Source organism: Haloarcula salina (genome assembly GCF_010119195.1).
Lineage (GTDB): Archaea > Halobacteriota > Halobacteria > Halobacteriales > Haloarculaceae > Haloarcula > Haloarcula salina.
In genome coordinates this window covers 355,656-380,567 of record NZ_WRXL01000003.1, presented here as the reverse complement: position 1 = coordinate 380,567, position 24,912 = coordinate 355,656, and the positions used below count along the sequence as shown (strand labels likewise).

24 protein-coding genes are annotated in these 24,912 nt (G+C 69.0%); 11 read left to right on the top strand and 13 right to left on the bottom strand.

From position 1 onward, the window contains the following. Nucleotides 1-83: 83 nt before the first annotated feature. The 3 genes from GM656_RS10300 to GM656_RS10290 all read right to left on the bottom strand — a co-directional run bounded on the left by GM656_RS10300 (nucleotide 84) and on the right by GM656_RS10290 (nucleotide 4,086). Complete coding sequence (locus GM656_RS10300; RefSeq protein ID WP_162413573.1) at nucleotides 84-1,850, bottom strand: nitrite/sulfite reductase; 1,767 nt, start codon at nucleotides 1,848-1,850, stop codon at nucleotides 84-86. Between the two features lie 329 nt (nucleotides 1,851-2,179). After that, on the bottom strand, nucleotides 2,180-2,764 hold the full coding sequence (locus GM656_RS10295; RefSeq protein ID WP_162413572.1) for a molybdenum cofactor guanylyltransferase: 585 nt from the start codon (nucleotides 2,762-2,764) through the stop codon (nucleotides 2,180-2,182). Further along, complete coding sequence (locus GM656_RS10290) at nucleotides 2,764-4,086, bottom strand: MFS transporter (protein WP_162413571.1); 1,323 nt, start codon at nucleotides 4,084-4,086, stop codon at nucleotides 2,764-2,766. Before GM656_RS10290 ends, GM656_RS10295 begins: the two co-directional genes overlap by 1 nt. Nucleotides 4,087-4,782: 696 nt before the next feature. Between GM656_RS10290 and nasA (GM656_RS10285) the strand changes: the two genes are divergently transcribed. Continuing rightward, nucleotides 4,783-6,900, top strand: coding sequence for an assimilatory nitrate reductase NasA (nasA, locus tag GM656_RS10285; protein WP_162413570.1), 2,118 nt, complete (start codon nucleotides 4,783-4,785; stop codon nucleotides 6,898-6,900). Nucleotides 6,901-6,992: 92 nt separating this feature from the next. On the opposite strand, the gene nasA (GM656_RS10280) is transcribed toward nasA (GM656_RS10285), so the two are convergent. Next, on the bottom strand, nucleotides 6,993-9,065 hold the full coding sequence (gene nasA / locus GM656_RS10280) for an assimilatory nitrate reductase NasA (protein ID WP_162413569.1): 2,073 nt from the start codon (nucleotides 9,063-9,065) through the stop codon (nucleotides 6,993-6,995). A gap of 247 nt (nucleotides 9,066-9,312) precedes the next feature. Here nasA (GM656_RS10280) and hemL point away from each other — a divergent pair, with 247 nt between their 5' ends. The 3 genes from hemL to GM656_RS10265 all read left to right on the top strand — a co-directional run bounded on the left by hemL (nucleotide 9,313) and on the right by GM656_RS10265 (nucleotide 12,437). Next, nucleotides 9,313-10,650, top strand: a complete 1,338-nt coding sequence (gene hemL, locus GM656_RS10275) for a glutamate-1-semialdehyde 2,1-aminomutase (RefSeq protein WP_162413568.1) — start codon at nucleotides 9,313-9,315, stop codon at nucleotides 10,648-10,650. Nucleotide 10,651: 1 nt separating this feature from the next. Further along, on the top strand, nucleotides 10,652-11,452 hold the full coding sequence (locus GM656_RS10270) for an HVO_0234 family beta-propeller protein (protein ID WP_162413567.1): 801 nt from the start codon (nucleotides 10,652-10,654) through the stop codon (nucleotides 11,450-11,452). 130 nt (nucleotides 11,453-11,582) lie between these two features. Continuing rightward, a complete protein-coding gene (locus GM656_RS10265) occupies nucleotides 11,583-12,437 on the top strand; it encodes a ribose-phosphate diphosphokinase (protein ID WP_162413566.1) in 855 nt (284 codons plus the stop codon). Here GM656_RS10265 and GM656_RS10260 read toward each other — a convergent pair whose 3' ends face one another. The 4 genes from GM656_RS10260 to GM656_RS10245 form a co-directional block, all read right to left on the bottom strand. After that, the gene (locus GM656_RS10260) at nucleotides 12,438-13,691 is read right to left on the bottom strand and encodes an MFS transporter (RefSeq protein WP_162413565.1); all 1,254 of its coding nucleotides are present in this window, start codon (nucleotides 13,689-13,691) and stop codon (nucleotides 12,438-12,440) included. 108 nt (nucleotides 13,692-13,799) lie between these two features. Continuing rightward, nucleotides 13,800-14,234, bottom strand: a complete 435-nt coding sequence (locus GM656_RS10255) for an ester cyclase (RefSeq protein WP_162413564.1) — start codon at nucleotides 14,232-14,234, stop codon at nucleotides 13,800-13,802. A gap of 251 nt (nucleotides 14,235-14,485) precedes the next feature. After that, nucleotides 14,486-17,728, bottom strand: coding sequence for an isoleucine--tRNA ligase (ileS, locus tag GM656_RS10250; RefSeq protein ID WP_162413563.1), 3,243 nt, complete (start codon nucleotides 17,726-17,728; stop codon nucleotides 14,486-14,488). A 90-nt stretch (nucleotides 17,729-17,818) separates the two neighbouring features. After that, nucleotides 17,819-17,989 (bottom strand): DUF4177 domain-containing protein, encoded by a 171-nt coding sequence (locus tag GM656_RS10245; RefSeq protein WP_162413562.1) that lies wholly within the window; start codon nucleotides 17,987-17,989, stop codon nucleotides 17,819-17,821. A 102-nt stretch (nucleotides 17,990-18,091) separates the two neighbouring features. On the opposite strand from GM656_RS10245, the gene GM656_RS10240 reads away from it, so the two are divergent. Genes GM656_RS10240 through GM656_RS10230 form a run of 3 tightly spaced genes read left to right on the top strand, consistent with a single transcriptional unit; the run spans nucleotide 18,092 to nucleotide 19,947 of the window. After that, nucleotides 18,092-18,715 (top strand): uracil-DNA glycosylase, encoded by a 624-nt coding sequence (locus GM656_RS10240; protein ID WP_162413561.1) that lies wholly within the window; start codon nucleotides 18,092-18,094, stop codon nucleotides 18,713-18,715. 34 nt (nucleotides 18,716-18,749) lie between these two features. Further along, nucleotides 18,750-19,178, top strand: coding sequence for an HIT family protein (locus GM656_RS10235; protein WP_162413560.1), 429 nt, complete (start codon nucleotides 18,750-18,752; stop codon nucleotides 19,176-19,178). A gap of 43 nt (nucleotides 19,179-19,221) precedes the next feature. Beyond that, nucleotides 19,222-19,947: a ParA family protein gene (locus GM656_RS10230; protein WP_162413559.1), complete on the top strand. Its 726-nt coding sequence runs from the start codon at nucleotides 19,222-19,224 to the stop codon at nucleotides 19,945-19,947. Here the strand turns inward: GM656_RS10230 and GM656_RS10225 are convergent. Together GM656_RS10225 and GM656_RS10220 are read right to left on the bottom strand one after the other, a co-directional pair. Next, on the bottom strand, nucleotides 19,944-20,303 hold the full coding sequence (locus GM656_RS10225) for a universal stress protein (protein WP_162413558.1): 360 nt from the start codon (nucleotides 20,301-20,303) through the stop codon (nucleotides 19,944-19,946). The two genes, GM656_RS10230 and GM656_RS10225, sit on opposite strands and share 4 nt — an antisense overlap. Before the next feature lie 42 nt (nucleotides 20,304-20,345). Then, nucleotides 20,346-21,437 carry a hypothetical protein gene (locus GM656_RS10220; RefSeq protein WP_241692747.1) on the bottom strand — a complete coding sequence of 364 codons (1,092 nt, stop codon included), beginning with the start codon at nucleotides 21,435-21,437 and terminating at the stop codon, nucleotides 20,346-20,348. 134 nt (nucleotides 21,438-21,571) lie between these two features. On the opposite strand from GM656_RS10220, the gene GM656_RS10215 reads away from it, so the two are divergent. Next, complete coding sequence (locus tag GM656_RS10215) at nucleotides 21,572-21,760, top strand: hypothetical protein (RefSeq protein ID WP_162413557.1); 189 nt, start codon at nucleotides 21,572-21,574, stop codon at nucleotides 21,758-21,760. Between the two features lie 58 nt (nucleotides 21,761-21,818). After that, on the top strand, nucleotides 21,819-22,562 hold the full coding sequence (locus GM656_RS10210) for a ribonuclease H-like domain-containing protein (protein ID WP_162413556.1): 744 nt from the start codon (nucleotides 21,819-21,821) through the stop codon (nucleotides 22,560-22,562). Nucleotides 22,563-22,674: 112 nt separating this feature from the next. Here the strand turns inward: GM656_RS10210 and GM656_RS10205 are convergent, their stop codons facing one another. From GM656_RS10205 to GM656_RS10200, 3 genes are all read right to left on the bottom strand, one after another. Further along, on the bottom strand, nucleotides 22,675-22,914 hold the full coding sequence (locus tag GM656_RS10205) for a hypothetical protein (RefSeq protein ID WP_162413555.1): 240 nt from the start codon (nucleotides 22,912-22,914) through the stop codon (nucleotides 22,675-22,677). A 213-nt stretch (nucleotides 22,915-23,127) separates the two neighbouring features. Then, entirely contained in the window at nucleotides 23,128-23,295 is a 168-nt protein-coding gene (locus GM656_RS19110; RefSeq protein WP_174242968.1) for a DUF7837 family putative zinc-binding protein, read from the bottom strand. A 119-nt stretch (nucleotides 23,296-23,414) separates the two neighbouring features. Further along, complete coding sequence (locus GM656_RS10200) at nucleotides 23,415-24,014, bottom strand: rhomboid family intramembrane serine protease (RefSeq protein WP_162413554.1); 600 nt, start codon at nucleotides 24,012-24,014, stop codon at nucleotides 23,415-23,417. A gap of 123 nt (nucleotides 24,015-24,137) precedes the next feature. Between GM656_RS10200 and GM656_RS10195 the strand changes: the two genes are divergently transcribed. Beyond that, complete coding sequence (locus GM656_RS10195) at nucleotides 24,138-24,428, top strand: hypothetical protein (RefSeq protein ID WP_162413553.1); 291 nt, start codon at nucleotides 24,138-24,140, stop codon at nucleotides 24,426-24,428. 6 nt (nucleotides 24,429-24,434) lie between these two features. Beyond that, a complete protein-coding gene (locus tag GM656_RS10190; RefSeq protein ID WP_162413552.1) occupies nucleotides 24,435-24,884 on the top strand; it encodes a GIY-YIG nuclease family protein in 450 nt (149 codons plus the stop codon). Nucleotides 24,885-24,912 lie beyond the last annotated feature (28 nt).

Sequence of the window (24,912 nt, the reverse complement as noted above, 5' to 3'; positions counted from 1 at the left end):
CTCCTGGACCGCCGATTCTTGCGGAGTCGGTACGTCGGCCGCGTCTCCATCGCATCCATCGCGAGCGTCACGGTCCGACATGATCAGTCGTCCGCCGAGATGGGCTGGCCCTCGGCGTCGGTCGGGGCCGGACTGTCACCGTCGTCGAAGGGGTACCACGACTGCTTGCCGTCGGCCAGGCAGGGGTCCTCGTACCCCTCGACTTCGTGGGGTTCGGCCAGTTCCACGATGGTCTCGTGGCCGGTGGCGTCGACCCACTCCCGGAAGGTCTGGCCCTCCGAGCGCAGCGCCGCGTAGGCCTCGACGATGTTCTTGATCATGCCGGGCGCTTCGTCGGCGGGCACGCGCTGGCGGACCCATTCGATGAACGACGGGTTCTCGCCGATGCCGCCGCCGACGCCCACGTCGACGGCCTCGACCATCTGGCCGTCCTTGCGGGCGCGCATCCCCTGGAGGCCGATGTCCGCGGTCATCGCCTGCCCGCAGTCGGCCGTACAGCCCGAGAAGTGCATCTTGATGCGGTCCACGTCGTCGGGCACGTCGACGTTGTCGCCCAGCCAGCGGAGCAGGCGCGCCATCCGCGCCTTCGTCTCGGTGAGCGCCAGCGAGCAGAACTCCGTGCCGGTGCAGGCCATCGCGCCCTGGACGAACGGGTTGGGCTCGGGCGAGTGTTTTTCCAGCAGGGACTCGCCGAGCAGGGCGTCGAGCTGGGCGTCGGGCACGTCCATGACGACCGGGTTCTGCCGGCGGGTCAGGCGCACCTCGCCGGAGCCGTACCTGTCGGCCAGGTCCGCGAGTTCGATGGCGTCTTCAGCGGACAGTCGACCGACGGGGACCGAGAGGCCGACGTAGTTCTTGCCGTCGGTCTGGTCGTAGACGCCGACGTGGTCGTGTGCGCCGTGGCCGGAGCGCTTGCCGGCGTTGTACGTGTACTCGCCGCGGAAGTCGGTCCCGGCGGACTCGAGTTCGAAGTCGAGGCGCTCGTCGAGTTCCGCGCGGATCTCGTCGGTCCCGTGCTCGTCGACGAAGAAGCGCGCGCGGTTCTTCGAGCGGTTCTGGCGGTTGCCGTCCTCGTGGTAGTACTCGACGAACGCGCGCACGGTCTCGACGGCGTGTTCCGGGCGGACGAACAGGTCGAGCGGCCGGGCCTCGCGGGGTTCGCGCCCGCCGAGACCGCCGCCGACGCGGACGTTGAAGCCCTCGACTTCCGCCCCGTCGATGAATTTGTGGGCCGGTTCGAGGCCGATGTCGTTGATGCTGTCCTGGGCGCAGCCCTGTCGACACCCCGTCACCGAGATGTTGAACTTCCGGGGCATGTTACTGAGGTCGTCGTCCTCCCGGATGGTCTCCTGAATCTCGTCTAAGATGGGACGGGACTCGACGTACTCCTCGGCCTTGCCGGCGACCGGGCAGCCGGAGATGTTACGCATCGTGTCCCCGCCCGCGGAGCGCGAGGAGACGCCGACCGCCTCGAGCTTCTCCCAGATCGCCGGGATGTCCTCGAGCTTGAGCCAGTGGAGCTGGATGGACTGGCGCGTCGTGAGGTCGATCCAGCCGTTGCCGAACTCGGGGTTCTCGGCCGGTCCCTTGGCGTAGTCGCGAGCGACTTCGCCGATAGCCCGGAGCTGGTCTGGTTCGAGGATGCCGCCGCAGTTCGTCAGCCGCATCATGAAGTACGACTCCTGACCGCCGCGGTGGTGGAACACGCCCCAGAACTTGAAGCGCGAGAACCACTCCTCGCGCTCGTCCTCGGGGATGGACTCCCAGCCATCCTCGGCGAACTCCTCTAGCTTCTCTCGGACCGCGTCGCCGTACAGCGCTCCCTTGATCTCCTCTTTCTTGTGTGGCATCGCTATCGCCCTCCCGTTTCGAAAGTACGTACTATTTTATCACACATATATGTTCGAATGTCCGCTAATTTACGTCCTATCGTTTTATTCGGAGTGTTAAAACCCTATTCGTTGACAAAGTCGAGATAGAGAGAGCGTTAGCACACGACCGTCAAGAACCGATCCGAGACGGCGGTGATAAGCCGGCCCGTTTGACGAACGGGCGATCAGACCCGCTCGGGCGGACGAGTGTCCAGAAGTGTTCGGCAGCGAGAGCGGCGTCGCTTCAGGGGACTGAAACAGCGAGGGAACCGACGGACAGCGAAGTGACTCAGCGACCGTATCGGCGGTTACGCGGAGCGGTCGCGTGGCGCACAGAGTGTGGCGGGTGTGCCGACCTCGTCGAACGCGTGTTCGGAAACTGGCTCCGCAACGGTGACGGGCGAGAGCCGCGCGACGAAGTCGGAGACGGCCGGCGAGCCGAGTCCGATCGTCGTCTCGCACGCCTCGATTGCCGCCCGCGTGTCGTAGACCGCCGAGAGCGGGCGCGGTCTGCCGCCGACGAGGGGAACCGCACCGTCGTCGTCTGCGGCCTCGAACAACTGCTGGGGAAGCGCGGCGGGGACGAACGGTCGATCACAGGGCGTGACGAACGTCCACTCGCCGCGCGCGACCCGACAGCCGGTTCGGATCCCCGCGACCGGCCCCCCGTCGGGGACGGGGTCGAACGCGAAGCGCGTGTCCAACCCCGAAAGCGCCGCCTCGATGGCCGCTCGCTGGTCGTCGCGGCAGTTGACGACAACCTCGTCCACGGCGTCGCTGACCCCGGCGACGACGTGACGGATCATCGGCTCGCCGTCGAGGTCGGCTGTCGCCTCGTCCGCGTCGCCGAACCGGGCGCCGTGCCCGCCGGCGAGGACCACGGCCGAGCGCATCAGTCGTCCCCGGACGGAACCGTCTCCGTGCTGCTCGACCCGCCGACGAAGCCGGCGGTGTTGGCGACGCGCGCGATCTCCGGCCGGAACACCCATGCCGAGAGCAACACGATGGGGATCATCGAGGCCGCGACGATGGAGTACCCGAGGTGGAGGTTCGCCAGCCACGGGGCGGAGTAGATCAGCGGGTAGATGATCCCGCCGACGGTGCCGACGCCGCCGACGACGCCCGCGACCGCGCCGGAGCTGTTGGGGAACATCGAGGGGACCATCGCGAAGATGGAGCCCTCGGCGAAGGCACAGGCCGTGCCGACGAGGAAGCCGATGACGACGGCGTTCATCAGCACGCCCGAGAGCCCCGCGAGCGTCATCGCGAACATCGTCACGACGATGAAACACAGCGTGACGAACGTCCACTGCTCGCGGTAGTGGCCTTTGAAGAACGGCAGGATGTCCGTCTCCTTGCGGGCGAGCACGTCGCTGACGTAGCCGCCGATGGGACGCAGGAGGCCGGCGGCGACGGAGAACGTCGCGGCGAACGTGCTCGCGACGACGAGGTTGTCCTGGTTGAACGCCTCGCGGTAGTAGGTCGCGAGCCAGCCGTTCATCGAGAGTTCGAGGCCGAAGGACATCACGTACGCCAGCGCGAGGACGACGGTCCCGTAGCGGGTCGCCGTGTGGATCCAGTCCTTGAAGCTCGCGTTGTCCTTGGTCGCCTGGCGCTTCTCCTCGCTCTTTGCGGCCTCGCCGAGCGTGTAGTACGCGACGGCGAGGACGATGGAGACGATGCCGGTGTAGAAGAAGGCGGCCCGCCAGCTCGTGGCGAACAGCGGCCCGCTCCAGCCCGTGCCGAAGACGCGCGGGAGGACGAGCGCACCGCCCGCCGCGCCGGCGTTCCCGACGCCGGCGTAGATGCCCTCGGCCAGTCCGAGGTTCTCCTCTTCGAACCACTCGGCGACGTGCTGGATGCCGATGACGAACGTGATGCCAGCCGTCGCGACGATGAGCCGGGTCACGAAGAACAGGGAGTAGTCCTGTGCGAACGCGCTCGCCATCGAGAACACGCCGACGTACGCCAGCACGATGGCGAAGATGGCCGGCGCGCCGAACTTATCGGAGAGCCAGCCGGTCAGCATCCGGCCGAACGGGGCCATCCAGATGGCCGAGCTGGCGAGGATGCCGATTTCGGCCGTCGTCAGCCCGAACTCGTCGGCGATCGGTCCCGTGAACGGCGCGAACGAGAACCAGATGAGAAACGAGAAGTTGAAGCCGATGGTCGCGAGCACCAGCGTCCGGTACTTCGTCATCTTGATCAGTCCCATCGCGACACCCCCGCGACCGTCGCCGAACGTCCACTGCGACCGAACTGTTGTTGTAATTTGTTATCTTTACGCCGAAATTCCACCACGTTCGAGCACATTGATTCAGTATATGCTATCGAACAGAGGATTATAACGGTGTTCGTTTACAAAATCGGAATATTTTGGCTCGATTCAGACATCCAGACAATCCGATCGTTTCTGTCCGGGCCTGGAAGGCGATTCTTACGAACGTCAACGAAGTCGCCGAATTGAGTGTGTTATCGTCAAGCCAGTATTCGCGAGCGTGGCTGGATGGTCGGCAGTTTCGGTGAGACGGTGAATTTTTGACCTCTGATGGACCGAAACGCCGCCGGCACCGATTCCCGGCGGCGCTCGGCTGCGGCCAGACCACCTCGGCGGGGTCCGATCGGGAGAGCCACCGGTACGAGGGGCGAACGTGTGTGAACATTCGTCGTGATTTCTCTCAAATTTTCTTTCAGCGAAAGTGTTATTCGGCTGGTCGCATGAATATCCTCAATATACAGGGCAATATCGTGTACGAACACGAGATGCTCAGCCGTATACCACTACAATGAGAGACGAACGACGGACCGACGCGCGTCCGCGCTGCCTCGTCCGGTGCCCGCCGGCCGGCGGCCGGACGCGCTCCGTTACCCGAAGCCAGCGCGACGAACCGACTGCGAACGGTCCCAACAGATGAGCTACTGGAAGCCAACCACCTGTATGCGGTGTGCCGTGGGCTGTGGACAGCAACAGCGCGGCGTCGACGAGGGGTACGGCATCGACACGGTTCGCGGGAACCGGAACCACCCGGTCTCGAACGGACTCGCCTGCGAGCGCGGCATCAGAGAGACCGAGAACCCGAGCGGGGAGTGGCTCACGGAGCCGCTGGTCCGACGCGGCGACACGCTCAAGCCGACGTCCTGGGCGACGGCGCTCGGCATCGTCGCCTCGGAGTTCATCCAGACGATCGCGGAGGACCCGAACAGAATCGCCGTCCTCGGGAGCGGCCAGCAGACCAACGAGGCGGCCTACGCGCTCGGGAAGGTGGCCCGCGCCGGCATCGGCACCGAGCACTTCGACGCCAACACGACGCTGTGTATGTCCTCGGCCGTCACGGCGTACTACGACGCCTTCGGCAGCGACGCGCCGCCGTGCACCTACGACGACATCCCGAAGGCGGAGACCCACGTCGTCTGGGGCGCGAACCCGGCCGCGGCACATCCCGTCCTCTATCGCTGGATACTCGACAGCGCGAGCGAGCCGGACAGCCGCCTCGTCGTCGTCGACCCCGTCCGAAGCGAGACCGCCGCCGACGCCGACCGGTGCGTCCAGCTCGAAGCCGGGACGGACGTGGAACTGGCGCGCGCGATCCTCGCGCGGCTGGTCGAGACCGACCGAGTCGACCGCGCGTTCGTCGACGAGGCGACCGACGGCTACGACGAACTCGTCGAGTCGCTCCCGGCGGTCGAGTGCGCCGCGGCCACCGCCGGCGTCTCCGTCGAGGCCGTCGACGCGCTGGCCGACGCCTTCGAGGACCGGACGCTCGTCTACTGGGGGATGGGCGTCAACCAGAGCACGAACGGCACCGACGCCGCGCGGTCGCTCATCAATCTGTGCCTGGCTACGGGGAACATGGGGCCCGGCAGCGGCCCGTTCTCGCTGACCGGCCAGGCCAACTCCATGGGCGCTCGCGTCGTCTCCTCGAAGGAGGCGTGGCCCGGGCACCGGCCGTTCACCGACGACGATCACCGGGCGGCGGTCGCCGACCACTGGGACGTGCCGCTGAGTCGGCTGCCCGAGTCGCCCGGACCGGGGCCGGTCGGCATCGTGGACGAGATCAACCGCGGCCACATCGACGCCTGCTGGACGGTCGCGACGAACCCCGTCGTCGGGATGCCCGACGCCACGAACGTCAGGCGGTCGCTCGACGACATCTTCCTCGTCGTGCAGGACGCGTTCCGCTCGGAGACCGTCGAGTACGCCGACGTGGTCCTGCCCGCGGCGACGTGGGGCGAGAGCGAGGGCACGACGATGAACATGGAGCGGCGCGTCTCGAAGGTCACCGCGGTGAGCGACACGATCGACACCGTCCGACGGGACCTCGACATCATCGCCGCCATCGGGAACCGTATCGACGAGACGCTGTTCGACGGCCCGCCGGTCGACCCGGAGTCCGTCTTCGACGAGTTCGCCGCGCTGACCGAGGGGACCCCCGCCGACTGCTCGGGCATCACCTACGACCGCCTCGATGCGGAACTGGCCGTCAGGTGGCCCGCGCCGGACGAGTCCACCGAAGGCGGGTATCGGTACCACGACCCCGACGCTGACGACGGCGAGACCTGGTCGTTCCCGACGGACACCGGGCGGGCGCAGTTCACGGAGCCGACGTACAAGGGACTCCCCGAACCGACTGACGCGACCTATCCGCTGACGCTGACCACCGGGCGGCGCGCCGAGGCGTACAACACCGACGTCAGGGCGGACGGGCAGACCGGCGACGTCCCGACGGCGCGCATCCACCCCGAGACGGCCGGCCAGTACGTCCAGCTGTTCGACCGCGGTCGGACCGTCGTCGAGTCGCGGCGCGGGAGCGTGACCGTCGACCTCGCGCCGGACGACGCCGTTCCCCCCGAAACCATCTGGATGGACATCCACAACACGGCCGTCAACGAACTGACGCTGCCGGCGGTCGATCCCGAGTCCAACGAGCCGAACTACAAGCAGTGCGCCGTCCGGCTGGCGACGCCAGACACCTCGTCGACGGTGACCCGCAACGGGCTCCCGCGAACCGGCACGCTGGGGAGCGACTGAGGCACGATACCGACGTTTCTGCGAGATGCATCGAGACGGCGAGCGGTGCGAACGGACGACCGGCAGGAGCGGCGAACAGTGAAACCGAGCGGTCAGTCGGCCGCTGCCGGCGGCAGTTCGGCCTCGGGGGCGACGAGGCGAGCGGCGCACTGCTTGAAGTGCGGTTCGTTCGACTGCGGGTCCCGCTCGGAGAGGGTCAGGCGGTTCGTCGCCGGGTGATGGATCGGCAGCCAGACCATGCCGCGCGGGACGCCCTCGTCGCGGTCGATCTCGACGGTCGCGGAGCCCCGTCTGGTCGCGACGGCGAGCCGGTCGTCGGCGACGATCCCGCTGTGTTCGTCGACCGTCTCGGGATGGATGCGGGCCACGAGCGGCCCGGCTTCGCCGCCGCGCGAGCGGACGCCGGTGTTGTAGCCGTCGGCCTCGCGGGCGGTGGTGAGGGTGAGCGGGTACTCGTCGTCGGCCGGTTCGGGGAGCGCCCGCTGGCGGCCGGTCGAGAACTGCGCGCGGCCGGTGCCGGTCGGGAACGACCACGACTCCTCGTCTCCGCCCTCGTAGTAGCGGTAGCCGCCGGCGCTGTCCTCGTCGGGCGCGGGCCACCTGACCGCGTGTACGTCGTCGAGGCGGTCGTAGGTGATGCCCGAGCAGTCGGCGACCGTGCCTTCGGTCAGCGCGGTGAACTCCTCGAAGATGGCTTCCGGGTCCGGAGACGTGTCGTCGTGGAACAGGCCGGGGAACAGCCGCGAGCCGATGGTGGCGATGATGTCGATGTCCTGCTTGACGCCGCTTGGCACGTCGGTCGCCGCCCGCACCCGGGAGATGGTCCGCTCCATGTTCGTCGTCGTGCCCTCGCTCTCGCCCCACGTCGCCGCGGGCAACACCACGTCGGCGACCTCGGTCGTCTCGGTGTGGAAGGCGTCCTGGGCGACGACGAAGGCGTCGTCGAGCGTCTCGCGGACGCGCTCGGCCTCGGGCATCCCGGCGACGGGGTTCGTCGCGACCGTCCAGACGGCCTCGGGACCGTCTTCGAGCATCCCGACCGGGCCGGGTCCGGGGTCGTCCGGCAGGCGGCCGACCGGCACGTCCCAGTGGTCGGCGACGACGCGGCGGTGATCGGGGTCCTCGAAGGCGCGCTGGCCGGGCCAGGAGCCCTTCGAGGAGCAGATGCGCGTCCCCATGGAGTTGGCCTGGCCGGTCAGCGAGAACGGGCCGCCCCCGGGCCGGAGGTTCCCCGTGGCGAGCGTCAGGTCGACGAGCGAGCGCGCGATCTCGGTGCCCTGGACGTGCTGATTGACGCCCATGCCCCAGTAGACGAGCGCCCGCTGGTCGAGCGCGTCGGCAAGCAGGTCCACGTCCGCCGGGTCGACGCCGGCGTCGGCGGCCGCCGCCTCGGCGTCCGGCAGCGAGGCGAGGAGGTCCTCGAAGCCCTCCGTCGCCTCGGCGACGAACGCCCGGTCGATCCGCCCGGTCTCGACCAGCCGCGCGAGGACGGCCCGGGCGAGCGCGAGGTCCGTGCCCGGGTCCGGCGCGACGTGGTGCTCGGAGTTCTCGGCCGTCTCGGAACGAACGGGATCGACGACGACGATTTCCACGTCGTCCTCGTCGGCGGCCTGCCGGATCCAGCGGAACATCACGGGGTGGGCGACCGCGGGGTTCGCGCCCCAGACGACGTGGGTCTCCGTCTTCGGGATGTCGGCGTAGGTACACGGCGGCGCGTCGCTGCCGAACGCCTGGTAGTAGGCGGTGACGGCGCTGGCCATGCACAGCGTCGTGTTGGCGTCGTAGTTGCGCGTGCCGAAGCCGCCCCGGGCGAGTTTCCCGAGCGCGTAGGCCGCCTCGTTGGTCTGCTGGCCGCTCCCGAGGATCGCCACGGCGTCCGGGTCGCGAGCGTGAACCGCCTGGAGGCCCTCGACGGCGCGGGCCAGCGCCACGTCCCATGTCGTCTGGCGGAGTTCGCCGTCACTGCGGACCATCGGCCGCGAGAGCCATTCCCCGTCGGGGTCCTGGCTCTCGCTGATGCCGCGCGAACACGCCAGCCCCTGACTGACCGGATGGGCCGCGTCGCCCCGGGCCGTGTCGATGCCGTACCCCACGTCGGCCGCCCGATGCATGTGCCCGCAGCCGACGGCACAGCGCATGCAGGTGGTCGGGACCCAGTCGCTCACAGCGAATCACGCGCCCCAAAGACGCCCGTCCGTCCACTCATAAACGATATTCCAGCACATTCGGCTAGCATTCTGTCGTCTATGTAGATGAACACGCACTGTAAAACAGTAACTCTTTACGAACCCCTGCCATTCCGAGATAATTCGGACATCCGTTCATCCCGCCTCGCTGGCACCGGGTCCGCTCGGCGGAATCGCACAGACGGCTAACAACAGTTTCTTTCTGACAGCAGTCGAACGCCCGCGTATGAACCACGAGCAGTCGCGAGCGCTGTACGACCGCGCCCTGTCAGTGCTGCCGGGCGGCGTCAACTCCTCGGTCCGTGCGGTCCGGCCGTACCCGTTCTTCGTCGAGAAGGGCGACGGGGGCCACGTCGTCGACGCCGACGGCAACCGCTACATCGACTTCGTGATGGGCTACGGGCCGCTCCTGCTCGGCCACGACATGCCCGAGTCGGTGCAGGCGGCGGTCCAGCAGCGCGCCGCCGAGGGACCGATGTACGGCGCGCCAACGGAGGTCGAGGTCGAACTGGCGGAGTTCGTCACCCGGCACGTCCCGAGCGTCGAGATGATCCGGTTCGTCAACAGCGGGACCGAGGCGACGGTCTCGGCGGTCCGACTGGCGCGGGGCTACACCGGCCGCGACAAGATCGTGGTGATGCAGAGCGGCTACCACGGCGCACAGGAGTCGACGCTGGTCGAGGGCGAAGGCGACCACACCGCACCCTCCAGCCCCGGCATCCCGCAGAGCTTCGCCGAACACACGCTGACGGTCCCGTTCAACGACGAGGCGGCCGCCCGCGAGGTGTTCGAGGAGCACGGCGACGACATCGCCGCGGTCCTCACCGAACCCATCCTCGGGAACTACGGCATCGTCCATCCGGTCGAGGGCTACCACGAGACGCTCCGCGAACTGTGTGACGACCACGGCTCGCTGCTGATCTTCGACGAGGTCATCACCGGCTTCCGCGTCGGCGGCCTCCAGTGCGCCCAGGGCGCGTTCGACATCGACCCCGACATCACCACGTTCGGGAAGATCGTCGGCGGCGGCTTCCCGGTGGGAGCCATCGGCGGCAAGAGCGAGATAATCGAGCAGTTCACGCCGGCCGGCGACGTGTTCCAGTCTGGCACGTTCTCCGGCCACCCCGTCACGATGGCGGCCGGACTGGAGACGCTTCGGTATGCGGCTGAACACGACGTATACGACCACGTCAATTCGCTCGGCGACCGACTCCGCTCGGGCCTGCAGGACATCCTCGAAGACCAGGCCCCAGAGTACACCGTCGTCGGACGCGATTCGATGTTCAAGGTCGTCTTCACCCGGAACGCGCCCGATACCTTCGAGGGTCACTGCGAGGCGGGCTGTCGTCAGCGGGAGTCCTGTCCCCGCTTCGAGCACTGCCCGAAGAACGGCGGCGACGTGAAGCGCGCGGAGACCGAGCGCTGGGAGCGGCTGTTCTGGCCCGCGATGAAAGACCGGGGCGTGTTCCTCACGGCGAACCAGTTCGAGTCACAGTTCATCTGTGATGCCCACACAGGTGAAGACGTAGAGAATGCGCTCGAAGCGTACAAAGAGGCGATATGAAGTGAGCGACGACGACATCGCGCTCTCGGAGAAGCGGATGTACGGCGCGAAGCGCCCGGAGACCCACGCGTACGTCGCGTCGGGGCTGGGCGTCACGCGGGTCGAGACCGCCGGCGGCCAGATCGGCCGGTTCAGCCTGAGCGAGCGCTGTACCGCCCGCGACGTGGCCGGCGCGGCCGGCGAGATCGCCGTCGCCACCGACGAGTCGGTGCTGGTACTGACGGACGACGGGTTCGCGCCGACGGGGTTCGGCCCGGCGACCGCGGTCGGCTACGACGAGGCCGGCCTGCTCGCGGCCGGCGGCGGGCGCGTCGCCCGCTACGCCGACGGGGCGTGGACCGACCTCGGACGCGTCGAGGACGTGCGCGCCATCGGCGGCGGTCTGCTCGCCGCGGCCGACGGCGTGTACGGCCTCCCCTCGCTCGACCGACTGGGGCTGGCCGACGCGACCGACGTGGCCGCCGGCTACGCCGCGACCGAGAGCGGCCTCTTTCGCCGGGGGGACGAGGACTGGACCGAGGTCCGCTCGGGGAGTCACCGCGCCGTCGCCGCCGACGGCGAGCGCGTCCACGCCGCCGCGGCGGACGGACTGTACGAACTGACCGACGGGTCGTGGGAGCCGTGTGCCATCCCCGTGGACGAGCGCGTGGTCGACGTGACCCACGGCGACGACGTGTACGCCGTCACCGAGGCCGGGACCTTCCTGGTCGCCACCGCGGCCGAGGCGACCGCCGACGGCCAGGGCGGGTGGCGACAGCGGTCGCTCGGCGTCCCCGAGGTCGCCGGCGTCGCCGTCGCCTAATTACCCACGTAGGTTTCATTTTCGGAAGACGACCGAGCAGCGACGGCGTCCCGAAACGGCCGTGGGGAGCGGCGAGCGGCACTGTTGCGGAATCGAAACAGGGTTTAGCCCGGACGGCGACCCACCCGATATGATTATCCCCGGGGCTGACACGCAGGCGTTCGCGGCGGCCCTCGCCGAGGCGACCGGCGAGCGGCTGGGACGGGTCGAGTACGAGCGGTTCCCCGACGGCGAGCACGTCGTCCGCGTCCCCGAAGCGGTCTCGGGCGAGCGGGCGGTCGTCGTCGCCTCGACCGTCGACAGCGACGCGCACGTGCAGGTGCTCCAGTTGCAGGACGCGGTCCGCGAGAGCGGGGCCAGCGAGGTCGTCACCGTCCTGCCGTACATGGGCTACGCCCGCCAGGACGAGGCGTTCAAACCAGGCGAACCGATCTCCTCGCGAGCGATGGCCCGCGCCATCTCGACCGGGACCGACCGCGTGGTGACGGTGAATCCCCACGAACCGGCCGTCTGTGACTTCTTCGACGTGCCGGCCGCCCACGTCGACGCCGCGAGCGTCCTCGCCGACCCCCTTCCGGACACCCTCGAAGACCCGCTCTTCCTCTCGCCCGACGAGGGCGCGATCGGCCTCGCCGAGACGGTCCGGAACGCCGCCGGCGAGGGCGAGACGGACTTCTTCGAGAAGGAGCGCGACTACGACACCGGCGACATCGAGATCCGCCCGAGCGACGCGCCGGTGGAAGGCCGCGACGTGGTGCTGGTCGACGACATCATCGCGACGGGGTCGACGATGAGCGAGTCCGTCGGCGTCCTCGACGACCGGAACGCCCAGCGAGTCTTCGTCACCTGCGTCCACCCGATGCTGGCGAGCAACGCGCTGACGAAGCTCAACGGCGCCGGCGTCGAGGCCGTCTACGGGACGGACACGCTCGAACGCGCCGTCAGCGAGGTCAGCGCCGCGCCGGTCGTCGCCGAGGAGCTGTAGTCACCACTCGGCCAGCCCGCCCCACCCGTGGCGGTAGGTGAGGATGCCGAAGAACGCGGCGACGCCGGTGAAGGCCGACGCCGCGCCGAGGTAGAACACCCACTCCATCCCGGCGTTCGTCGTCAGCCAGCCGCCCGCCAGCGGCGCGAGCACCGAGCCGGGCCGCCACACCAGCGAGCGGACGCCGAAGCTCGACGCGACGCCGCTGCCGGACCCCTCGTCGGCGAACAGCGCCATGCTCGCCGGCTCGCGGATGGAGTCGGCGACGCCGAGGAGCGCGTTCAGGGCGACCAGCGGGAGGAAGGCCGCCGAGAGCGATCCGAAGAAGGGGTAGCTCTCGGGCAGGCCGAGCGCCGCGCCGACGGCCGGGGTGAACGGGACGGCCAGCGCGACCGCGCCGTAGCACAGGCCGCCGACGAAGACGAACCGCGCGCGGCCAAAGCGGTCCGACAGCGACCCGGTGTAGGGCTGGGCGAGCATGTTCGTGAACTTCTCGGCGGCCAGCACCACCGCCACCGCCGTCGCGCCGTTGATCGCCGCGTTGTAGCCGAGGCCGCCCTTCGCCGCGGCGACGCCGGCGAAGATGGGAACCCACGTCCGCACCAGCGTCACCGCGACGGCGTACTGCGCGCGGAAGCTCGTGATGGTGAGGATGCGGCGGTTCATCGCGAGGTCTGCGAAAGCGAAGCCGTCCGTGCTCGTCTCGTCCGGGTCGACCCACAGCCAGACCGCGAGCGCGGCGGCGCTACAGACGACCAGCAACAGCCCGAACACGGCGTCGAACCCGAACCGGTCGTACAGCGCGCCGGCCGACAGCGACCCGCCGATGGCCGCGGCGAACCGCCAGGCGTTCGAGGTACCGATGGTGGTGCCCCGCTCGCTGTCGCGGGCGAGCTGGCCCACGAGCGCGAGGCCGAGGAGGCCCGCGACGGTGGCCGCCACGCCCTGGAGGCCGCGGACGAACACGAACTCCCAGCTCGTGGCGACCAGCGGGAACAGGCCGTACACCAGCGCGGCCAGGGCGAGCCCGCCGACGAGGATGGAGCGCTTGTCGAAGCGGTCGCCGAGGTACGACACCGGGATCACGGTCCCGGCCTGGGCCAGCGTCAGTCCCGTCGCGAACATCCCGAGGACGAACCCCTGCGGGTCCAGCAGGTCGATGTAGGTCGGCAGCAGCGTCAGCAGCGTCACGATACCGAAGGAGTTCGCGAAGCGGGTGAAATACAGCGCGTAGAGTTCGCGTGACTCGGTCACTGTCTCCTCGCAGGCGAGACGGGGGCTAACCGCTTACGGTATCGGGCGTAAACCGCGGATAGCGTCGTCGTTGACGCCAAACGGTGTCAAAAAATGCCGCGCGCGAACTTACGCCACGGGCGGGTCGACCGCACCGACCTGTACCATGAGGCCGAGCGTGTCCGGCTGGACCCAGCGCTCCGCGATCAGGCCGTCCTCGATGCGAGTGAACACCATGTTCTGCACTTCGACGGCCTTCCCGGTCGCCTCGGCGCCCATGAACTCGCCCCGGTGTGTCCCCCGCAACGTCACGCGCATGGCGACGGTGTCGCCCTCCGCGACGATGTCCTCGACCGTCGCCGAGAACTCCCCGAACGCGACGCGGACGCCGGCGAGCTGTTCTTTCAGTGCCGCGGGACCCTCCACGACGCCCAACGGACTCCGGTCGACGACGTCGTCCGCGCAAATGTCGTCGAGGCGGTCGAGGTCGCCCTCGGTCGCGACCGCCTCGGGAATCTGTCGTGCGAGCCGCTTGTTGTCCTCCAGTGTCGATGTCGCTGCCATTGGCTCCTCCAGTCAGCGCGCCCGATTCGACGCGTCCCTCGCCCCGGCGTGTCGTCGGTACCGAGCGCTATAGTAACAATTGAAACAGTTTACACACTGATCGACTGCAATCGTGCGATCAGGTGTGCACTGACTTTCAATGGCTACTATAGATCCAGCTACGACGCCGTCCATGTTAATTGTTACCAATAATTAAATTCCCCCAACCATACACGTTTGCGGCGAGAGGCCCGTGCACCGGGACGGCCGGCTCAGTCCGACGCTTCCGCAGCGGCCACGGGCGTGATCGCGATCTCCATCTCCGTACCCTCCACGTCCCACGTCTTGCGGTGGCCGTCCTCGACCGCGCCGAGTTCGTCGGCGCGGACCTCTTCCCTGATGAGGGCCTCGTGCTCGGCGACGAGATCGGCGACTCGGTCGTCGTCGATGTCGAGGTCGACGCGGATGCGCTCCTCGATGTCGAGTTCGAGGTCCTTTCGCATCTCCTGGACCCGGCGGATGACCTCGCGGGCGTAGCCCTCGCTCTCGATGTCCTCGGTGAGCGCGGTGTCGACGTAGACCACGCCGCCGCCGTCGAGCGCGGCGAACTCGGTACCGGTGACGCCGTCGGGCGTCTCGCGGCGGAAGGTGACCATCTCGCCGGTGAGGTCGACGGACTCGCCGAGCGTCTCGGAGACGGCGGCTTCGAGGTCCGCCAGCGACGCCTCGGCGATGCGGGCCTCGTTGAGCGCGTTCATGACGCGGCCGGCGTCGTCGCCGAAGGCCGGGCCGAGTTCGCTCATGTCGGCCTCGGCGGAGTAGGCGAGTTCGCCCCACTCGGCGTCGGCCCCGACGACCTCGACCGCGCGGGCGTTCAGGCGGTCGGCGATGATCGCCTCCTGGGCGCGAACGGCGTCGGCCACGTCGTCGCTGTCGACGTCGACGACGACGCGGGTGACGGGCCAGCGGAGTTTGCGCTCGGCCTGCTGGCGGGCGTTGGACCCCGCCTCCTCGACCTCGCGGACGACCTCGATCTCGCGTTCGAGGGCGGGATCGCGCAGGTCGTCGTCGGCCTCGGGCCAGTCGCACATGTGGACCGTCGGGTGGCCCGACTCCCCGGTGAGCGCCTCGTAGATCTCCTCGGCGACGAACGGCGTGAACGGCGCGAACAGGGCCGCGACCTCCTCCAGCACGCGGTACAGCGTGGCGTAGGCGGCCAGCTTCGAGGCGCTGTCTTCCTCCTCCCACATCCGCTCGCGGACGACCTGGATGTAGAACCGCGAGACGTCCTCGACGACGAAGTCGAGCAGTTCGCCGACGGCCTTGTCGTTCTCGAAGTCGTCCATCGACTCGGTCATCGCCGCCTCGACGCTCTGGAGGCGCGAGAGGACCCACTCGTCGGCGAGTTCGAGGTCATCTCGGACGGCCTCGACGGTGGTCGCTTCGGCGGCTTCGCCTCGATCCGACTGCGTCGGATCGCCGGGCTCGAAGTCGTCGGCGCGCATGTACGGCAGCGGGAAGCGCGCGACGTTCCAGAGGATGTTGAGCCGCCGCTGCATCTCCTGGGTCTCGTCCCACGAGAAGTTCATGTCGACGCCCTGTGCGGTCTGGGAGAGGAGGAACAGCCGCATCGGGTCGCGGCCGTGCTCGTCGATGACCTCGTGTGGGTCGACGAGGATGCCCTTGGACTTGGACATCCCGCGGCCGTCGGGCATGTTGGCGTAGCCGTGCATCAGCACCTGCTTGTACGGACTCTCGCCCGTCGCGGCGGTGCTCATGCCCAGTTGCGACCAGAACCACCCGCGGGTCTGGTCGTGGGCCTCCATGATGAGGTCGGCGGGCCAGAGTTCCTCGAAGTCCTCGGTCTGCTCGGGATAGTCGACGGTCCCCCACGTCGCGACGGAGGAGTCGAGCCACACGTCGAAGACGTCGCCGACGCGGGTGTAGGTCGTGCCGTCCTCGGTGATGGTGAGGTCGTCGACCGTGCCCTTGTGGAGGTCGACAGTCTCGGGGTCGATCTCCTGGTCGACGCGCTTGGCCAGTTCCTCGCGGTCGCCGACGACGATAGCGTCGTCCATGTCGCCCGACCAGTCGTCGGGAAGCCAGATCGGGATCGGAATGCCCCAGTAGCGCTGTCGCGAGACGTTCCAGTCCGGCGCGTCCTCGACGAAGTCGCGGAAGCGGTTGTCGCGGGCCCACTGGGGGTACCACTCGCTGTCCTCGATGTTTTCGAGCAGTTCGTCCTTGATGTCGGTGACCGTGATGAACCACTGGTCGGTGACGATGCGGACGATCCCGGTGTCACAGCGCCAGCAGTGGCCCTCGTTGACGGTGTAGCCCGACTCGCTGGCCAAGAGCGCGCCCTTCGCCTCTAAGTCGGCGATTACGTCGTCGTTCGCGTCGCGGACGAACGTGCCGGCGTAGTCGCCGCCCTGTTCGGTGTAGACGCCGTCGCCGCCGACCGGACAGAAGATTTCGAGCCCGAGTTCGCGGCCGCGCTCGAAGTCCTCTTCACCGTGGCCGGGCGCGGAGTGGACGAGACCGGTCTGGTCCTCGGCGTCGACGTACTCGGCGGTGTAGACCTGCAGGGACCCCTCGCCGCCCGCGTGGTCCGGCACTTCCTCGGCCAGCGGGTGGTCGTACGCCCAGCCGACCATCTCCTCGCCGGTGACCTCCTCGAGTATCTCGAAGTCGTCGTAGCGCCCCTTCGAGAGGACGTCCTCGACGCGCGGTTCGGCGATGTAGAGGACCTCCTCCTCGCCGTCCTTCGTCGCGCGCACGCCCTGATAGGTCACGTCGCCGTCGACGGCGACGAAGGTGTTGGCGGGGATGGTCCACGGCGTCGTCGTCCAGATGACCAGACTGCCCTCGCGGTCCGCGAGCTGGAATTTGACGTAGATAGACGGTTTCCCGACCTCCTCGCGTTCGACCTCGTTGTTGGCGATAGCGGTCTCACACCGGGGGCACTGATTGATGGAGCGCTGGCCCTGCTCGACGAGGCCGCGCTCGTGGGCGCGCCGGAAGCCCCACCACGCGGCCTCCATGTACTCGGGGTTCACCGTCTTGTAGGGGTCGTCCCAGTCCATCCAGACGCCGAAGTCCTGGAAGTCAGACTGGAGGCCCTCCAGTTGCTCCTCGGCGAAGTCCTTGCACTCCTCGATGAAGTTCTCCTCGCCGAAGCGCTCGATGTCCTTCTTGTTCTCGAAGTCCAGTCGCTCCTCGACCTTCGTCTCGATCGGGAGGCCGTGCATGTCGTAGCCCGGCCGGTCGGTCACGTCGTAGCCCTGCATCCGCAGGTAGCGGATGTAGCAGTCCTTCAGGGTCTTGTTCCACGTCGTCCCCATGTGGGCCGCGCCGGAGGTGTACGGCGGCCCGTCGACGAAGAAGTAGTCCTCGCCGTCGGCGCGGTGGGCCTTCGTCTGCTCGTAGGCGTCGACGTCGTCCCAGTAGGAAAAGACCCCCTCCTCCACGTCCTCGGGGTCGTACTGGTCGTCGACAGCGGCGAAACGTTCCATACCCGTCCCATCCGCCGCCGGCAATAAAGGACAATCGATTGTGCGCCTGAGCGGCCGGCGAGCGCACGGCGAGGGCGGCCGCGCCGAGAGTCAGCCCTCGCGCTGGAGGATGAGCCCGGCGGTCTGCCCGCTGTTTTCGGTTATCGGTGCGACGACTTCCCACCCGTCGGCACCGAGGTCGTTCAGTTCGTCGATGGGCACGCTGCTGCCACCGAACATGCCGGTGTCGACATCGAGCGTCTTGTATTCGTAGGAGGGCATACACGCGCAGTGGCGGTGACCAGCGGCAAACGTCTTGTGGTGAACGGACCGGGCGAGCCCGCGACCGCCACCGCTTTGCCGCCGACGGCCGTGCCCTCGCGTGTGCCCGAGTTCCCCGACGACGAGTCCAGGAACGCCCTCGCGGACGAGTGCCGGCGCTGCCCGGACCTCGCCGAGAGCCGGACCTGCATCTCGTGGGGCAACGGCCCGCTGGACGCCGACCTCGTGGTCGTCGGCGAGGCCCCGGCCGAGGGCGACCCGGACGCAGAGCGCTGGCGCGGCGGCAATCTGACCGGCATGGCCTACACGTCCCGGCGCTCCGGCCGGAAGGTCCGCGACCTGCTCGCCGATGCCGGCTACGGCCACGACGCCTGTTACGTCACGAACGCGGTGAAGTGCCACCCGCCGGGGAACCGCGACCCCACCGACGCGGAACTGGCGAACTGCCGGCCGTACCTCGTCGGGGAGATCGAGGCGGTCGACCCGGATGTCGTCGTGGCGACCGGGAAACACGCCACGGAGACGGTGCTCGCGCTCGATGAAACGACGCTCGACGGATTCCTCGACAGCGTGCTCGACCCCCGCCGGAGCGAGGCGCTTGACGTGCCCGTCGTCCCGCTGCTTCATCCCTCCTATCAGGAGGTGTGGCTCTCGCGGCTGGGCTACGACCGCGAGGGGTACGTCGCCGCCATCGCCGAGGCGGTCGGGCGCGCCGCCGGGACCTAGAACATTCATGTGACCGCCGGCCCCACTGCCGCCCATGCCCGAGGACTGCATCTTCTGTCAGATCGTCGCCGGCGACATCCCCAGCCGCACCGTCTACGAGGACGACAGCGTCCTGGCGTTCCTCGACGCGAACCCGCTCGCGCCGGGCCACACGCTCGTCATCCCGAAGGCCCACCACGAGCGCCTGAACGACACGCCCGCCGACGTGGCCGGCGAGGTCCTGTCGACCGTTCACGAACTCGTCCCGGCCGTCGAGGGAGCCGTCGACGCCCCGGCCAGCACCGTCGCGTTCAACAACGGCGAGGAGGCGGGCCAGGAGGTCCCGCACGTCCACGCGCACATCGTCCCGCGCTTCGCCGAGGACGGCGGCCGCCCAATCCACGCGCTGGTCACCGACCGCCCGGACCTCTCCGACGACGAACTCGACGCAATCGAGGGCGACATCGCCGCCGGCCTCGAATAACTTTCCGTATCTTTTTATCGAAAGATAGCCCACGAGAAACGGTATGGGGGTTTCGACGCTCGCGTTCGCGGGGTGTACCGGAGGGGCGGGAACGACCAGGCTGGCAGTGGAGACGGCGGCGACGCTGGCCCGCGGCGGCCGGTCGGTCGCGGTCGTCGACGCGGCCTTCGCCACGCAGGGGCTGGCGAGGTACGTCGAGGGTCGCATCGACGCCGACGCGACCGCGGTGGCGCTCGGCGACGCGCCCGTCGACGAGGCGCTGTACGAGATGGACCTCGACGCCGGCGGCCGGGTCGCGCTGTGTCCGGCCCACGCGCCGTTCGAGCGCCTCGCCCGCGCGAAGTCGCCCGAGAGCGCCCAGACGCTGGAGCGCGCGGTCGACGAACTGGCCGGCCGGTTCGACCGCGTCCTGCTCGACGTGCCGCCGGTCGCGTCGAACCAGGCCGTCGCGGCCGTCACGACAGCCGAAACGCGTGCGCTGGTCGCTCCGGAGAGCGAGCGGGGGCGCGACGCGCTCCCGCGACACCAGGGGCGACTGCGAGACATCGGTGCGCCGGCCGACGCCGTCGTCGCGACGGGGGTCGACGGTGACGGCCCGACGCCCTCGGACGCCGACCACGCGATTCCGCGCATCGGCTCGGACGCGCCGACGCCGCTCGCCACCGACCCCGACACGGAGGTCGCGCCGGCCCTCGCCGCGATGACCGAGGCCCTGCTCGGCGTCGACCTGGGGCTGACCTTCGAGGAGTCGGGGCTGTTCTCGCGCTAGGCGAGCGGGACGACCACGACCGGCCTGTCGGTCCGCGCGAGGAGCGCGCTGGCCGTCTCCCCGACCTCGTCGCCGCTCGCGCCGAGGAGTACTTCGTCGGGGTCGTGCTCGTCGACGGCCGCGAGGAGTTCCTCGACCGGATCGCCCTCTCTCGTTTCCGTCGTGGGCACGAACTCCGCGAGCCGCGAGCGCGCCACGTTGACGGCGTCGCCCGCGTCTCGGTCGGGGGCTTCGGGCTCGCTGACCGCGACCACGACGACGCGGTCGTCGCCGCCCGGGTCGAGCCGGCTCTGAAGGTAGTCGGCGGCGGCCGCGGTGACGTGGACGGAGGTCGTCGCGAGAAGGAACGTCGTCATACCCGGCACTGCGGCCGCCGACCGCTTCGTGTTTTCGCTCGCTCAGGCCGCGGCCAGGACGAGCTGGAGCGCCTTCGGGAGCATGACGCCGACGACCAGCTGGGACCACATCGTGAACGTCGCCGGGTACTCCTTCGTCGCGGTGACGAGTTCGACCCGCTTGCGGTAGCGCTGGTACTCGGGCGGCGGGTCGAGCGCGTCGAACGACCGGATGTCCCAGGGGTCGTCGACGTGGGCTCTGGCTCGCCGGTCGAGTTCGTAGAGACGCTCGCGCTTCTGGCGCGCCATGTGCTGGTGGAGGACGTAGATGCCATAGGCCATGACGCCGACGGCGAGGAGCCAGACGGCCGTGAAGACGGCGTTGACCGCCAGCCCCGGCGCGTCGAGCGCGCGGTAGGCGAACGCGCCGCCGAGGACGTACGGACCGTACGTCGCCACGGCGTAGGCGACGAGGCCGACCATGAGGTAGTAATAGGCCAGCTTGACCAGTTCGCCGACGGGGCGCATCCCGCCGAGTCGCTCCGGGTCGAGGTAGTCGAGCGCCACGTCTGCGGCCGCGATACGGCGGGGCAGCACTACCTCGACGGCGACGTAGGTCGCGAGAAAGGTCGCCAGCACGGGCACGTAGCCGAAGGGCGTCACGACGAGAAAGCGGACCACGCGCGTCCCGCCGCCGGCGGCGTAGAGCTGTTGGATCGTGAGGATACCGACGGCGTTGACGAGCGTGAATCCCACGCCGAGCGCGACGAGGAGCGCGGTGAGTCGGTCCGGGACGAGGCCGTCGAAGCGGTCGGGGTCCGCCACGCGCTCGGCGATGTTGCTCCGTTCGAGCGCCCGGTCGTAGCGACGGTAGAGGTTCTCGGTCGCCAGTGCCGCGCCGAGCAACACGAGCGGCCTGAGCAGCCAGAGCGGGTTCTGGACGAACGTCAGCACCTGCCCCGTCGCCAGTCGGTAGCCCTGGAGGCCCATCAGTTCGACCGCGACGACGGCGAGCGCATACCACGTGAGCGGTCCGATATCGACCGGGAGCCGACTCGTCGGGGCGAGACGGGTGATGCCGGTTCGGTCGAGAAAGCGAGCGACTAGCGGCTCCCCGGCACTGATCTCGCCGTCCGAGGCCGTCCCACCGCCCATACCCTGATATTCAAACCGTCCCGATATTCAAGCTATGGAAAACGGTAGCACGAGACAGTAGTGGCGACCGCCCGAACGCCAGCCAACTATATCAATAGCGTCGCGGTAGTGCGCGCGAAATACACATAGCGACTGTGAGTTTCTGCGTCGCGGCCGTCCCTTCGCTCGTGTCCGAAACCAGCCCCTCGCGGTTCGTCTGTCCCCTCTGTGAGCGAACGTTCGACCGTCCACGGTCCGCCTGCACCCACTGCGGAAGCACGGTCGTCGTCCCGCTGGACGACGGGACCGTCTACGACAGCGTGCTCTCGATGTGCGGCCGGTAGCGACGGACGAGGCCGCGCACCGACGGGCTTACATACGGCCTGGCCTGTACCCGAGAGCGTGCGCGTCGAGAACAGTTTCATCGGCACCGACGGCGTCGGCGAGAAGACCGAGCAGTCCATCTGGGAGGCGGGCGTCACCCACTGGGACGAGTTCGAGCCGTCCGTCGTCGGCGGACAGCGCGGCGAGCGCATCCAGCAGTTCATCGACGAGGGGCGGGACCGCATCGCGGCGACGGACGTGCCCTACTTCGACCGAGCGTTCCCGAGCGGAGAGCGCTGGCGGCTGTACGAGACGTTCAGCGACCGGGCCTGCTTCTTCGACATCGAGACGACGGGCCTCGATCAGGACCGGAATCAGGTGACGACCGTGAGCTTCTACCAGGACGGCGACACGGAGACCCTGGTGGCCGGCGACGACCTGACGAGCGAGACCCTCCGGGCGGCATTCGACGGGGCGGACCTCCTGGTGACGTTCAACGGCAAACGCTTCGACGTGCCCTTCCTCGAAGCGAACTTCGACGTCGACCTCGACCGCCCCCACCTGGACCTGATGTACACCTGCAAGAAGATCGGCCTCTCCGGCGGACTCAAGCAGGTCGAGCGAGACATCGGCATCGAGCGCGACCGGCCCGACATCTCCGGTCGGGACGCGGTGCGGCTCTGGCGAGAGCACGAACAGGGCCGAGACGGTGCACTCGAAACGCTGGTGTCGTACAACCGTGAGGACACTGTGAATCTCGAAACGCTCGCCGAAACGGTGACTGGTCGGCTCGACGAGCAGTTATTCGGTGACTACTACTGACGTGGGACGGTAAAACACACCCCCATCGTTTCGACTGGAGAGTGGCGACGACTCCGAGCGCAGACGCGAGCGCGGCGACCGGTCGGCGAACGGGAACAGTCTGCGTCGGCGGTCACGAGCGGGTCCAGAACGGCGAGTGGCCGTGGCCGAGGAGGATGCTGGCGACGTGGAGCGCGAGGAGTTCGAGCAACAGCGGCCGGTATCCGACCGCACCGACCCCGTAGAGCGCTGGGAGATACACCAGCGGGAGGACGACGGCCCCCCAGAAGGCGACGGGGCGCACGGCGAGGAGGGCGAGTCCCCATCCCAGGCGCGCCGCGGCGACGACGGCCCGGACGGCGACTGCACTCACGGAGCGCTCCGGCCGTCCCGTTCCCCCTGGGGCGTGGAGCGAACGGCCGTCGCTACTCGACTGGTCCACCGTCGGTCACCTGCGTTGGCGTCGGTTGCATTGATTCGGTACTCGAGGGTCGGCGGCTAATCGGTGGTTACTACACCTATACCCCGCCGGCGTCGGCGTGGCTATACACATTCACGCGCCGGGCGTCGGTCGGTTCCGGTCGGCTCACACCGGCGTCACCGGTTCGTCACACGTCGGACACTCGGCGAGCATCCGGGGCCAGTCGCCCGCGGCCTCGTAGGCGACGACGAGGTTCGCCGCCGGGATGGTCGCGTCACAGGCCGGGCACTTCCCGAGCGGTGGGTCGACCGTTTTCGTGTTACGCTCCCGCATACCTCGGTGTTCGTTCTCTGTGCATATTGTTATCAGGCGTCTACCAGGTGCGGGAATCGCCGCCCCGACCCCGACGGCGGGCGGCGTCACGTGTTCGCGCTCGGCGTCGGTTCGCGGGACTAGGCCGGGCGAAGCAGGTGGACGCGACCGGCGAGAGCGCCGAGCAAGAGGCCGGTGAAGTGCGCGACCAGCGCGACGCCGGGGTTCGCCGTCGCGAGCGTGATCGTGGCGGCGACGAGGGCGGCGAGGCCGAGCTGGACCCGCGCCGGCAGTTCGAACCCGCCGACGAGGGTGTCGGTCAGCCGATTGGCCGCGAGCAGGTAGCCGAAGAGCGCGAAGACCGCGCCGCTGGCCCCCAGGACCGAGACGTGACTGACCATCCCGGGGACGAACGGCCCGATCAGCCCTGCAACGGAGACCTGCGAGACACCGGCCAACCCACCGGTCGAGACGAAGAACGCGTGAAAACGGGCCCGCGACGCCCGGCGCTCGACGATGGCCCCGGCCAGGGCGAGGCCGACGGCGTTGGCGAGCAGGTGCGGGAGGCTGGCGTGGGCGTACACGCTGGTCACGAGCGTCCACGGGCGACTGAACAGCGGCGGCGAGAGGGCGAACAGGCCCCTCGCGGGGCCGACGAGCCCGACGACCTGCTGGACGGCGAAGACGCCGGCGAGGAGCGCCAGCGTGACCGCGGTCGGACTGTCGCGGAGGGATGGCATCGGCCCGTTATTGCCGCCGCGCGCACAAGAAACGCCCGGGCGTCGGGTCGACAGTTGGGGGGCACATCACACCCGTCAGGTCGTTCCAGAACGCATACGTGGACCCGACGCGTTGCTCCGCGCATGTCAGACCTGCGCGAGACGCTCGCCTCGGCCTTCGCCGAGGAGACCGACGACGAGACCGCACAGACCGCCGCCGAGAACGCCGCCGCCTTCGCCGAGGAGTACGACGAGGACCTGACCGCGGAGCGCGTCACCGACCTGCTCGACGACGCGCCCTACGAGGCGTTCGCCCACCGCTTCGACTGGGTCGTCGGCGAACTCGCCGCCGAGAACGAGGACTGCACCGACTCCCGAGAGTTCCGCCTCGACGGGTTCGACGCCCTCGCCGCCGACGCCGACATCGGGGCCTGAGCGGGGATGTCCGGGGGGACGTACACGCTCGTGCTCGAACGACGCGGCGACGACGCCATCGAAGTCGGCGCGCTTGGCGAGCGACCGTTTCCGGCGGGGTGGTACGCCTACACCGGGAGCGCGCTGGGGAGCGGCGGGTTCGGTCGCGTCGACAGACACCGCGCCATCGCGGCCGGCGAGAACGACACCCGACACTGGCACGTCGACTACCTGCTCGGCGACCCGGCCACCGCCATCGACCGCGTCGTGACGACCGCGGCCGACGCGGAGTGCGCCGTCGCGTCGGCGGTCGACGGCCCGGCGGCCGAGGGGTTCGGCCGCGTCGACGGCTTCGGCTGTTCGGACTGCGACTGCCGCTCGCACCTGGCGTACCACGAGCGCCGCGACCGCCTGCTCCACGCCGTTTCGGCGGCCCACGACGCCGTTCGGGACGACGCGAGCGCCGCGAGCGAGTAGGCGCTAGCCGGTCGCCGTGGCGGCGAGC

Excerpts from the sequence above, each read along its gene's own strand:
- GM656_RS10300 (WP_162413573.1), bottom strand. The coding sequence starts at position 1,850 with ATGCCACACAAGAAAGAGGAGATCAAGGGAGCGCTGTACGGCGACGCG.
- GM656_RS10295 (WP_162413572.1), bottom strand. The coding sequence starts at position 2,764 with ATGCGCTCGGCCGTGGTCCTCGCCGGCGGGCACGGCGCCCGGTTCGGC.
- GM656_RS10290 (WP_162413571.1), bottom strand. The coding sequence starts at position 4,086 with ATGGGACTGATCAAGATGACGAAGTACCGGACGCTGGTGCTCGCGACC.
- nasA (WP_162413570.1), top strand. The coding sequence starts at position 4,783 with ATGAGCTACTGGAAGCCAACCACCTGTATGCGGTGTGCCGTGGGCTGT.
- hemL (WP_162413568.1), top strand. The coding sequence starts at position 9,313 with ATGAACCACGAGCAGTCGCGAGCGCTGTACGACCGCGCCCTGTCAGTG.
- GM656_RS10265 (WP_162413566.1), top strand. The coding sequence starts at position 11,583 with ATGATTATCCCCGGGGCTGACACGCAGGCGTTCGCGGCGGCCCTCGCC.
- GM656_RS10255 (WP_162413564.1), bottom strand. The coding sequence starts at position 14,234 with ATGGCAGCGACATCGACACTGGAGGACAACAAGCGGCTCGCACGACAG.
- ileS (WP_162413563.1), bottom strand. The coding sequence starts at position 17,728 with ATGGAACGTTTCGCCGCTGTCGACGACCAGTACGACCCCGAGGACGTG.
- GM656_RS10245 (WP_162413562.1), bottom strand. The coding sequence starts at position 17,989 with ATGCCCTCCTACGAATACAAGACGCTCGATGTCGACACCGGCATGTTC.
- GM656_RS10235 (WP_162413560.1), top strand. The coding sequence starts at position 18,750 with ATGCCCGAGGACTGCATCTTCTGTCAGATCGTCGCCGGCGACATCCCC.
- GM656_RS10230 (WP_162413559.1), top strand. The coding sequence starts at position 19,222 with ATGGGGGTTTCGACGCTCGCGTTCGCGGGGTGTACCGGAGGGGCGGGA.
- GM656_RS10225 (WP_162413558.1), bottom strand. The coding sequence starts at position 20,303 with ATGACGACGTTCCTTCTCGCGACGACCTCCGTCCACGTCACCGCGGCC.
- GM656_RS10220 (WP_241692747.1), bottom strand. The coding sequence starts at position 21,437 with ATGGGCGGTGGGACGGCCTCGGACGGCGAGATCAGTGCCGGGGAGCCG.
- GM656_RS19110 (WP_174242968.1), bottom strand. The coding sequence starts at position 23,295 with ATGCGGGAGCGTAACACGAAAACGGTCGACCCACCGCTCGGGAAGTGC.
- GM656_RS10200 (WP_162413554.1), bottom strand. The coding sequence starts at position 24,014 with ATGCCATCCCTCCGCGACAGTCCGACCGCGGTCACGCTGGCGCTCCTC.
- GM656_RS10195 (WP_162413553.1), top strand. The coding sequence starts at position 24,138 with ATGTCAGACCTGCGCGAGACGCTCGCCTCGGCCTTCGCCGAGGAGACC.
- GM656_RS10190 (WP_162413552.1), top strand. The coding sequence starts at position 24,435 with ATGTCCGGGGGGACGTACACGCTCGTGCTCGAACGACGCGGCGACGAC.